A 10,376-nucleotide genomic window follows, 5' to 3' on the forward strand; every position below is an offset into this window, starting at 1 on the left:
AGCCGGTGCGTCTGACAAAAAGGCTGCTGACTGCTTATCGACCAGGTGGCACGAAGCTTGAATCTGCCAACGATTTTGCACAATTCGGCACGCCTGCGTATTCAAGAGCACGCTTCCCGGGTCGATAAATTGACCATGAGGCGCCTGCTGCCGTTGTTTCTTTTTCTGTTGCTGCCAGCCCAGGCGCTGGCCGGCGAGCGCCTGGATGACGTGCTGCGGGACCAGCGCGCGCACGGGTTTCCCTCGGTGGCTGCGGCCATCGATCGCCTGCGCCGGGTGGACGACGTGCCCGGGCCCGGTGCGCCGCTGGAACGGCGCTGGCGTTACCAGAGCAGCTTGCTCAAACTCGCCCTTGGCAGCCGCCAGACCGGCCAGGTGAAGGCCAGCATGGCCGCACTCGAGCGTATGGCCAACCGCGAAGCCTGCACCGGTTGCCGCTTCGACCTGCTGCTCGCGCAGGTCAACCAGGCCGTCTTCACCACGACCCCGGCCGCCGGCCAGGTCGTTCTGGACCAGGCCGCCGCCCTGCAGCCGCAGCTGCACGACCAAGGCCGCGCGCGCGAGGCCCTGCTGGCGACCCAGTCACGGATCGACGAGCTGGACAACAAGTTCAACCAGGCGATCGAACTGTCCCTGCAGGCCTATGCCCTGGCCGCGGGGCGCAACGACGAGGCGGAGCAGATCCGGCTGCTCGCCAGGATGGTCGGCATGAACGCCGACATGGGCGACCCGCGCCGCGGCGCCGAACTGGGCGAAGAAGCCTACGCCCGTGCCGACGCGGCGGGCTACCGCGCGTTGATGGGCACGATCAGCCTGGACCTGGGCCACGCGTACTCGCTGCTCGACGATCGTCCGCGCCAGCGCGCCGCGCTGGAGCGGGCCCTGGCCTTTTCCGAGAACGATCCGGACCAGCTCGAGATCAAGATCCTCTCGCTCAACAATCTCTCCGACTACTACCTCAGCCAGCCCGGCCAGAACCAGCGCGTGCTCGATTATGCCCGCCGCGCCGACGAACTGGCCCGCACCTCCGGCGAGGAAATCGAACGCGCCGCACCGCTGGCGAACATCGGCATCGCACTGGGCCGGCAGGGCGACCTCGCCGGAGGCATGGACACGCTGCACCAGGCCATCGACATCTCCGAGCGGCACGGCAACGTGACCAACGTCATCGGCATCACCTTCGAACTGGTCAAGGTACTGGAGAAGGCCGGCCGCTACCGCGAGGCGCTCGCCCAGCTGCACAAGGCCGATGCGCTGCAGGCCAATCTCACCTCGCAACAGCGCGAGAAGACCGTGCTCGACCTGCAGGAGAAATATGCCGCCGAGCGCAAGAGCCAGCAGATCGCGCAGCTGTCCGCGCAGAACCGGGTCAAGCAGGCCGAACTGGCCGCGCAAGCCTGGCGCAACCGCCTGTGGATCGCGCTGGCCACGATGCTCGCGCTCGGTTCGGTCGTGCTCCTGCAGTCTATCCGGCGTGCGCGCCAGGCCAACCGCCGGCTGGACGAACAGTCCAGGATCGACTCGCTCACCGGCGCCTTCAACCGCCGGCACACCCAGCGGCTGCTCGAACGCATGCAGCATGCACCGCGGCGTCGTGCGTACGACGCCGACCCCGCCGCCGGCACGGGCTTGCTGATCCTGGATCTGGACTTCTTCAAATGCATCAACGACACCCGCGGCCACGCCGCCGGCGATGCCGTGCTGGTGGCGGTAGTGCAGCGCTTGCGCGGCCTGTTGCGCCAGGGCGATGCGATCGCGCGCTGGGGCGGCGAGGAATTCGTGCTGGTGCTGCCCCATACGCCCGCCAGTGCGCTGCCGACGATCGCACGCAACGTGTTGCATGCGATCGGCCATGCCCCGGTCACGTTCCATGGCCAGTCCGTGCCGGTCACCGCCTCCCTGGGCGCGATCAGTTACCCAGCCATGCCAGGGCAGGACTGGGAGGCGGCGCTGGGCCTGGCGGATCTGGCGCTGTACCAGGCCAAGGCGGGCGGGCGCAACCGTGCGTTCTGCGTGATGCACATGGCTGCCGACGCCACATCCGAGCGATTGGCCCGCGATCTTGCCCAGGCGCGCGACGCCGGCGACGTGGAACTGGCGGTCGTGCTCGGCCCCGCCCACGAAGCGCCGGCAATGCCGCACGGCGTGGCGCCGGTCGCGGAATCGGCCTGAGCCACGTGGTGAGCCCATCGCGTCATGCAGCCGGACGTGACGCGCTCGCGTTCCCGCCATCGCCGAGCACCGCCTGCACCTTGGCCAGCAGCTCCTCCTCGCGGTAGGGCTTGCTTACGATGTGCTCGTCGCCCACCTCCTTGAACGCAGCGAAATCCGCATAGCCGGTGAGAAACAGCACCGGCAGCGAGGGCCGCTTGGCATGGACTTCGCGCGCCACCTCCGATCCGTTCATGCCGGGCATGGCGTAGTCCATCAGCATCAGGTCGACATCGGTGCCTTCGCGGTCGAGCACGTCCAGCGCCGAGCCGCCGCTGCCGGCCTCGAGCACCTCGTAGCCGTGCTCGGCAAGGATCGCCGCGGTCACTTCGCGCACGTCGGCGTCGTCGTCGATCAGCAGGATGCGCCGCCGCCCCTGTCCGTGCCCGCCGCGTACCGGGGCCGGTACCGTGCCGCCGGCGTGCTCCACCGCACTGGCCGCACGCGGCAGATAGACCCTCACCGAGGTGCCCTCGCCCAGCCGCGTGTCGATCCGCACGCCGCCGCGGGACTGTTTGGCGAAGCCATACACCTGCGCCAGCCCCAGCCCCGAGCCCTTGCCCACCTCCTTGGTGGTGAAAAATGGTTCGAACGCGCGCGCCCGCACCTCGGGCGCCATGCCGCTGCCGTGATCGGTGACCGCGACCATCACGTAGTCGCCTGGGCATGGCTCCTCCGGCCGCGCCGCCGGCTCGCGCAACGACACGTTGGCGGTCTCCACGATCAGGTCGCCGCCTACCGGCGAGGCGTCGCGCGCATTGATCGCAAGGTTCAGTATCACCAGTTCGATCTGGGTGGGGTCGACCAGCGCAGGCCACAGTCCCGGCTGCAGATCCATGGACAGCTGCACCGAGCCTCCCATGGAACTCTGCAGCAGGTCGCGCATGCCGGCGACGATGCCGTTCAGGTCCACCGCCTTCGCTTCCAGCCGCTGCCGCCGGGAGAAGGCGAGCAACTGGGCGGTGAGCCGGGCGCCTCGGATGGCCGCATCCTTCATGTAACCCAGCCGCTGGCACAGCTGCGGATCGACGCCGGGGCCGCCGAGCGCGCGTTCGAGCAGGCCAATGTTGCCGCTGATCACGGTGAGCAGGTTGTTGAAGTCGTGCGCCACGCCGGCGGTGAGCTGGCCGACCGCCTCCAGCCGCTGCATCTGGCGCAGCGTGGCCTCGACCCGTTCGCGCTCCTCGATCTGCGCCAGCAACTGGCGGTTGGTCGCGGCCAGCTCGGCGGTACGCTCGGCCACGCCACGTTCGAGCGCCTCCTTGGCCTGGTGCTCGAGCGTGCGGTCGCGCAGCACCTTGAGGTAGCCGAGCAGGCGGCCGCCTCCGTTGCGCAGCGGCATCATCAGGCCACTGGCGAAGAAGTAGGTGCCGTCCTTGCGCACGTGTTGCCGGTCGTCGGCCGCGCGGCCGGTCTCGGCGGCCCGCTTCATTTCGAGTTCGGGGATTCCTTGCGCGCGCTCTTCCGGCCTGAAGAAGATGTCGGCCGGCTTGCCCAGCACTTCGTCCTCGCGCCAGCCCATCAGCCGCTCGGCGCCGGGGTTCCAGAGCGTGATGCGGCCCTCCAGGTCGATGGTGAGGATGCCGTAGCCGGTGGTGCTTTCCAGGATCAGCTTGAGCCGGTTGCTGGTGGCGCGCAGCGCGGCCTCGGCGCGGGCGCGTTCGACCGCGGACCAGGTGCGCTCGGCGACCTCGCGCGCGATCGCCTCGTCCTCGTCGGTCCAGTGCCGCGGCGTGCACTGCTGCACCGAAAGGAGGGCCGCCAGCCGCCCGCCCTTGACCAGCGGCACGGTCAGGCTTGCACGCAGGCCGCCCAGGGCCTGGTGGGCCTCGACCGCCTGCGTGTCCACGCGCGGATCCTCGAACGGGTCGCTGATGCGCAGCGCCGCTCCGGTCAGCGCCTCGGCGACCAGCTGCGGCCCGAACTCGCTAAGCCGGTGACGGCCGACGCCGCTGGGCATGTCGCCGCCGACCCAGTCACGCTCGACGGTGAAGTACTCGCCCGTCTCGTCCAGTTCGGCGTAACCCACGCGGTCGGCCCGCAGGTGGCGACCCAGGCGGCGTGCGGCGGCAGCCATCACGGCACGCGGATCGTCCAGATCGCGCAAGGCATCGCCCAGCCGCGAGCGGAAGCGCTGGCGGCGCTCGGCCTGCACGCGCTGGGTGGTCTCTATCGCCTGGTTGATCAGGCCCACCACCTGGCCGCTCTCGTCGCGTACCGGGCCGATCCAGTAGTCGAAGTACGTCCGCTCCGGGTAGCCGTGCCGCTCGAGCATGAAGCGCGCGTCGCGGAAACAGCTCGGCTTGCCGAGCAACGCCCGCTGGATCACCGGCTCGGTGAGCTTGCGCGCCTCCGGCCAGACCTCGCGGAAGGGCCGGCCCAGCGCCTCGGGCTTGCTGCCCAGCAACGGGCGATAGGCGTCGTTGTACAGGCAGGTGAGTTCGGGCCCCCAACCCAGCGCAATCGGCAGCTCGCTCTCCAGCATCATTGCCACCAGCGCGCGCAGCGAACCGGGCCAGCCTGCCATGGGACCCAAGGGGGTGCGAGTCCAGTCGAAGGCGCGTACGCGCCCCGCCATCTCCCCGCTGCCGGCGAGGAAGGGGTTCCCTGCTGACGCTGGCGTGATGGCTTCTGGCAAGACCGCTCCTTTGCATCCCTGCATGCTGGGCTTGGTGCAAGTGGATTGGCCCGAGCTTGCGACGACTTGCCTGCCCGCCGTCCGGCTGCGTCCTTTCCCCCAACCGAGCAGGGCAGCCCGGGCTTGCCACGTCATGAAACCGTGACGTGCATCACATTGTGTGGCGCGCACTGTCGCCGGACCGGCAAGGGGCCGTGAGGGCCGTCTTGCCGCGTGCGCCGCGCAACCGGCGGGGCGTTTCACGCCGGCGCGACCTGGCGTGCCGCTCCATCGACATGCGGCATGTCCAACACTCCACTCGATTGCCTCATCGTGGGCGCCGGGCCGGCGGGCCTGACGGCAGCCACCTATCTCGCGCGCTTTCGCCGCCATGTGCTGGTGGCCGATGCGGGCGCCAGCCGGGCACGCTGGATACCGGCCAGCCACAACTGCCCCGGCTTTCCCTTCGGCGTGGCGGGCAACGAGTTGCTGGCGCGCTTCCGGCTGCAGGCGCAGACCTATGGCGTGCCGACCGTGTGCACGCGCATCACCCGGCTCGACCGCAGTGCCGGCGGCTTCACCGCCAGCGACGGCGAACGCCACTGGCACGCGCGCACGCTGATCCTGGCCACCGGCGTGATCGACCGCCTACCGGCCCTGGAAGGCATCGACGAGGCGATCGGCGAGGGCACGGTGAGGCTGTGCGCCGTCTGCGACGCCTACGAGGCGCGCGACGGCGTGATCGGCGTGCTGGCGCCCGTGCAGCGCGCCATCGAGCACGCCACCTTCCTGCGTACGTTTTCCCGCCAGGTCTGCGCGCTCGCGACGGACCGCGCATGGCCCGACGAGGCGATGCAGCGCCAGGCATCCGATGCCGGCGTGCAACTGTGGCCGGCCCCGCAACGGCTCGCCCTGGTCGACGGCGCCTGCCAGGCGTACTTCGCCGACGGCCGCCGCCTGCGGCTGGACACGCTCTACCCCGTGCTGGGCGCACAGGCGCAGTCGAGCCTGGCGGCAGCGCTGGGCGCCAGGCTCGATGCCGAAGGCGCGCTGGTGGTGGACGATCACCTGCAGACCAGCGTGCCCGGCCTGCATGCGATCGGCGACGTGGTCAGCGCGTTGAATCAGATCAGCGTGGCAGTCGGCCATGCCGCGATCGCAGCCACGACCGTGCACCGGCGGTTGCCGCCGAATTATTGCTGAGCGCGGAGTTGCCGGGCATGGGGCACTCTCAATGCACCGAGGTGGCGGCCGGCAATACCGAGCCGGTGAGGAGTCCACGCAACGCGCGCAGTTTCGACTTCACTTGCGCCTCGCCGGCGGGGCCCAGGCGCATCAGCATCTTTTGCCCGGCCGAGCGCGCCTCCAGGTCGGCGTCGGCATAGCGGAAGAACACCTTCGGCTGCTGCAGTTGCAGCGGGGCTGGCGGCTCCGGAGCGGCAAGCATGTCGTCGATGGCGACGACGAGACGATCGTTGAAATATCCCTTCGGATAACCAAGGTCGCGATAGGCCTGCTGGAACAGCGGGTAATGCCGCACGTACCAGGCGACCAGCGCCTTCGGATCGACCTTCTGCACGACCTGCAGGTACGGCGCATAGCGCTCGGCATTGCGGGGGCTCAGCGTGATCGAGCCGTCGGTCCGCTCGACCAGCAGCGCGCCCTTGGGCGTGCGTACCGGCAGGATCTCGGTGGCCACGCTCTGGCGCGGCAGCGCATCCACCGTCGCCACGATGCGCCGGATGATCTGGTCTCGATGCAACAGGGCTGCAAACGCGTCGTCGCCGGCAAGGCCCAGCAACGCGCCGGCAACGTCAGCGTCGCTCGCATCCAGCGCCGGCAACGGTGCCGTCGACGCAGCCGCGGGGACCGCCAGCGCAATCGGATGCCGGGCCGCACTGGCGGCGGCCGCCGGCCGCGGCGTGCCGGGCGGTGCCTGGGCCGGTGCCACCGGCGTACCTTCGCGGGCGGGCCTCATCGCCGTGCGCCAGACGAGCACGCCGGCGGCGACGGCGCCGATCACTACCACGGCCGACAGCAGCCGCAGTCCTGCTGGGGAACGTTTCTTCTTCAAGGGCATCACCTGTTGTGCGATGGGATCGGCTTCCTGCATAACGCCCGCCGTGCCCGGAAGCAACCGGGCCGCCGCACGCGCCTGCGCTCAACCCGCGCCGATGGCGCCGAACAGGATTCCCACGCCTGCGGTCACCGCCATGGCCAGCAAGCCCCAGAAGGCGATGCGCAAGGCACCGACGCCCACGCTGGCGCCGCCCATCCGCGCCGCGGCGGCGCCGAGCAGCGCCAGGCAAGCCAGGGAGGCGATGGCGACCAGCGCGAGCAATGCGCCCGAGGGTGCGAGTGCCGCCACCAGCAGGGGCAAGGCCGAGCCGATCGCGAAGCTGGCCGCCGAGGCCGCCGCCGCCTGCATAGGACGCGCGCGGAAGACCTCGGTGATCCCCAGTTCGTCGCGTGCATGCGCATCGAGCGCATCGTGTGCCATCAACTGTGCGGCGACCTGGCGCGCCAGCACCGGTTCCAGACCGCGGCCGACGTAGATCGACGCCAGCTCACGATGCTCCGCGTCGGCGTCGGTGGCCAGTTCCTCGCGCTCGCGCGCAAGCTCCGCCTCCTCGCTGTCGACCTGCGAATGCACCGAGACATATTCGCCGGCGGCCATCGACATGGCACCGGCCACCAGCGCCGATACGCCGGCAAGCAGGATCGCGTGGCGATCGGCGTGGGCGGCGGCCACGCCCATCAGCAGGCTCGCGGTGGACACGACGCCGTCGTTGGCGCCGAGCACGGCGGCACGCAGCCAGCCCATGTGCCCGGTCCGGTGTACTTCGCGATGGCGGCGCATGCTTTATCCCTTTCCCAGAACCCGCACGAGGATAACCGTGCCCGCTGCCGGATGCCGATTCCGCGCGGTGCCGCCAACCTGGCGGGCGCGGCGATCGCCGTTCCCGGGCCGAGAGCGCTCCAGGCAATTCCGTGCACCACCACGGCCCAGTGGTTCGACGACCGTGCCGGGAGGCGGTGGGCTTCCACCTTCCGGGTCTGCCTGCACTCGCGGGTGCAGGCGATCACCGCTTGCTGCCACGTCGGCGCGCAGGCGGCCAACCGGCCGAGAGGCGCCCGGCGGCTCGCCGGAGCTTTACGACGCAGTCACCACCACCGGTCCAGCATGATCGTCAGGCTGCGGGAGCAAGCTGCGGACGGGGTCTGGAAGCATCGCCCGCAGATGGTCCCGTGAAATTCCCGCCTGTGCGAGGCATATGCCATGTCCAAGTCGCCCACTCCCGCCGGTTCCGGTCCTCGCGCCACCGGCAATCCGGCCGTCAGCGGCAGCGGTACCGGCATGGGCGCGGACGGTGCGGCCGGCCCGGATGTCGTGGGCGGGGTGCAGGCCGGCATGGTCAATGACGCCGCGCAGGGCTCGCGGGCGAGCCGGGCGGGCGATCCGAGCCTGGGCAGCGGCATGGTCGTACCCGAGCCGGGCAACCGCATGGGCGATGCCGCCGCGGGTGGCGCGCGCGCCGGGGTTGCGGCGCCGGTCGAACCCTTCGAACTGCCTTACAAGGTCGTTACGCCGCCCCATCCAGGCCGTTGAAGTCAGGCGCACGGAAGCAGCGCCTGGGCATTTCACATGACTCCGCGGCTGTCTCGCCGGCAAAAAAAAACGGGCGCCGGAGCGCCCGTTTTTTCTGCAGTGAAGCAGGCGGCTTACTACTCGCCGACCACGATCACCTTGACCTGCGTCTGCACGTCGGCGTGCAGGCTGATCACGACTTCGTACTCGCCGGTGTTGCGGATCGGGCCTTCGCCCTGGATCACCTCACCCTTGCCCACCTTCTGGCCGGCCGCTTCCAGCGCCTCGGCGATCTCGCGCGGGCCGACCGAACCGTACAGCTTGCCCTCGGGGCTGGCGTGCGCAGTGATGGTGACTTCGGCGCCCTCGAGCTTGGCCTTGCGGGCCTGTGCGTCGGACAGCAGGTTATTGGCCTTGGCCTCGTACTCGGCGCGGCGCTTCTCGAAGGCTTCGAGGTTGGCGGCGGTGACCGGCACGGCCTTGCCTTGCGGCAGCAGGTAGTTGCGGCCGTAACCGGGCTTCACCTTGACCTTGTCGCCCAGGTTGCCGAGGTTGCGGACTTTCTCGAGAAGAATCAGTTCCATGGTCTTTCCTTTTCGTTAGCGCCGGCGAGGCGGCGCAGCCGTGGACGGTTGTCCGAAGTGTCGTCTGTGGCTTGCTCAGACGTCGTGGTTGTCGGTGTACGGCAGCAGCGACAGGAAGCGGGCGCGCTTGATCGCGGTGGCCAGCTGGCGCTGGTAGCGCGCCTTGGTGCCGGTGATGCGGCTGGGCACGATCTTGCCGTTCTCGGTGATGTACTGGCGCAGCGTGTTGAGATCCTTGTAGTCGATCTCCTTCACGTTTTCGGCCGTGAAGCGGCAGAACTTGCGGCGGCGGAAGAATTTGGACATGGCTCGATGCTCCTGGATCAGTCGTCGCTGTCGCGATCGTTGTCGCGGCCGCCGCGGCGGTCGTCGCCGTCGCCGTCGTCATCGCGGCGACGCGAGGACTTGGCGTCGTCCTTCTCCTTGGACTTCAGGATGAAGGACGGCTCGATGTCGGCCTCGTCGCGCTTGATGACGAGGTGGCGCAGCACCGCGTCGTTGAAGCGGAAGCCCGACTCCAGCTCGTTCAGCGCGTTCTGCCCCACTTCGATGTTGAGCAGGACGTAATGGGCCTTGGCCAGGTTCTCGATCGGGTAGGCCAGCTGGCGGCGGCCCCAGTCCTCGAGGCGGTGGATCTTGCCGCCGTCGGCCTCGATCAGCGCCTTGTAGCGGTCGATCATGGCCGGGACCTGCTCGCTCTGGTCAGGGTGGACCAGGAACACGATTTCGTAATGACGCATGGTCATTGGGGTGTTGGCTCCTTGTGGATGCGGCCCTTATGGGGCCTCGCAGCCTCCCGCCGGTGCGGTGAGGCAAGTGCCTGCCAACGCCTATCGGGCGCGGGCAGAAGCGGAAGTGTAACCGGCCCCATGGCGGCCATGCAAGGCAGATACACGGAGCAGCGCGATCCCGGGCGGACTGCGCACGCCCGGCCTCGTCCCCTTACCCGACGGTGAAGCTCTCCCCGCATCCGCACTCCCCGGTCGCATTCGGGTTGTGGAAGACGAACGCGGCATTGAGACCCTGGCGGCGGAAATCGATCACCGTACCGTCCACCATCGGCAGGCTCTTGTCGTCCACGATCAGCGCGATGCCGTCCACGTCCAGCGTGTGGTCGTCCGGCTGGGCGGCGTCGGCCAGGTCCACCACGTAGGCGAAGCCCGAGCAGCCGGTGCGCTTGACGCCGAAACGCACGCCGGCAGCACCGGGCGTCTGGGCGAGGAACTGGCGGATGCGTTCGCGGGCGGGGGGAGTGATCGAAATGCTCATGGGCGCCGGGATGAAGAAGGCTGCAGGCCTACATTATCATGCAGGTTTACCCCCGACGCGCCGGCCGGCGCGCAATCGAACAAGACAGCGCCCGGTGCAGCGTGCG

The 10,376-nt window shown here is 69.4% G+C and carries 10 protein-coding genes; 3 read left to right on the top strand and 7 right to left on the bottom strand.

All coding sequences use genetic code 11. The annotated features are described in order from the left end of the window. Window positions 1-135 precede the first annotated feature (135 nt). Window positions 136-2,172, top strand: a complete 2,037-nt coding sequence (locus HOQ08_RS09760; protein ID WP_291193804.1) for a GGDEF domain-containing protein — start codon at window positions 136-138, stop codon at window positions 2,170-2,172. Between the two features lie 22 nt (window positions 2,173-2,194). Here the strand turns inward: HOQ08_RS09760 and HOQ08_RS09765 are convergent, their stop codons facing one another. Continuing rightward, on the bottom strand, window positions 2,195-4,738 hold the full coding sequence (locus HOQ08_RS09765; RefSeq protein ID WP_291193807.1) for a response regulator: 2,544 nt from the start codon (window positions 4,736-4,738) through the stop codon (window positions 2,195-2,197). A gap of 393 nt (window positions 4,739-5,131) precedes the next feature. Between HOQ08_RS09765 and HOQ08_RS09770 the strand changes: the two genes are divergently transcribed. Continuing rightward, window positions 5,132-6,031 carry an NAD(P)/FAD-dependent oxidoreductase gene (locus tag HOQ08_RS09770; protein ID WP_291193809.1) on the top strand — a complete coding sequence of 300 codons (900 nt, stop codon included), beginning with the start codon at window positions 5,132-5,134 and terminating at the stop codon, window positions 6,029-6,031. Between the two features lie 28 nt (window positions 6,032-6,059). On the opposite strand, the gene HOQ08_RS09775 is transcribed toward HOQ08_RS09770, so the two are convergent. Together HOQ08_RS09775 and HOQ08_RS09780 are read right to left on the bottom strand one after the other, a co-directional pair. Further along, complete coding sequence (locus HOQ08_RS09775; RefSeq protein ID WP_291193833.1) at window positions 6,060-6,908, bottom strand: DUF3014 domain-containing protein; 849 nt, start codon at window positions 6,906-6,908, stop codon at window positions 6,060-6,062. Window positions 6,909-6,989: 81 nt separating this feature from the next. Further along, window positions 6,990-7,688 carry a VIT1/CCC1 transporter family protein gene (locus HOQ08_RS09780; protein ID WP_291193812.1) on the bottom strand — a complete coding sequence of 233 codons (699 nt, stop codon included), beginning with the start codon at window positions 7,686-7,688 and terminating at the stop codon, window positions 6,990-6,992. 420 nt (window positions 7,689-8,108) lie between these two features. Here HOQ08_RS09780 and HOQ08_RS09785 point away from each other — a divergent pair, with 420 nt between their 5' ends. Continuing rightward, a complete protein-coding gene (locus tag HOQ08_RS09785) occupies window positions 8,109-8,438 on the top strand; it encodes a hypothetical protein (protein WP_291193815.1) in 330 nt (109 codons plus the stop codon). A gap of 116 nt (window positions 8,439-8,554) precedes the next feature. On the opposite strand, the gene rplI is transcribed toward HOQ08_RS09785, so the two are convergent. The 4 genes from rplI to HOQ08_RS09805 form a co-directional block, all read right to left on the bottom strand. Further along, window positions 8,555-9,001 (bottom strand): 50S ribosomal protein L9, encoded by a 447-nt coding sequence (gene rplI / locus HOQ08_RS09790; RefSeq protein ID WP_291193818.1) that lies wholly within the window; start codon window positions 8,999-9,001, stop codon window positions 8,555-8,557. A gap of 75 nt (window positions 9,002-9,076) precedes the next feature. Next, window positions 9,077-9,307, bottom strand: coding sequence for a 30S ribosomal protein S18 (gene rpsR / locus HOQ08_RS09795; protein ID WP_291193821.1), 231 nt, complete (start codon window positions 9,305-9,307; stop codon window positions 9,077-9,079). Between the two features lie 17 nt (window positions 9,308-9,324). Then, complete coding sequence (gene rpsF, locus HOQ08_RS09800; protein ID WP_291193824.1) at window positions 9,325-9,747, bottom strand: 30S ribosomal protein S6; 423 nt, start codon at window positions 9,745-9,747, stop codon at window positions 9,325-9,327. Between the two features lie 196 nt (window positions 9,748-9,943). Continuing rightward, complete coding sequence (locus tag HOQ08_RS09805; RefSeq protein ID WP_291193827.1) at window positions 9,944-10,270, bottom strand: iron-sulfur cluster assembly accessory protein; 327 nt, start codon at window positions 10,268-10,270, stop codon at window positions 9,944-9,946. Between the last annotated feature and the right edge of the window lie 106 nt (window positions 10,271-10,376).

It is taken from the genome of Frateuria sp., assembly GCF_013362045.1.
In the GTDB taxonomy this organism is placed as follows: Bacteria; Pseudomonadota; Gammaproteobacteria; order Xanthomonadales; family Rhodanobacteraceae; genus Frateuria_A.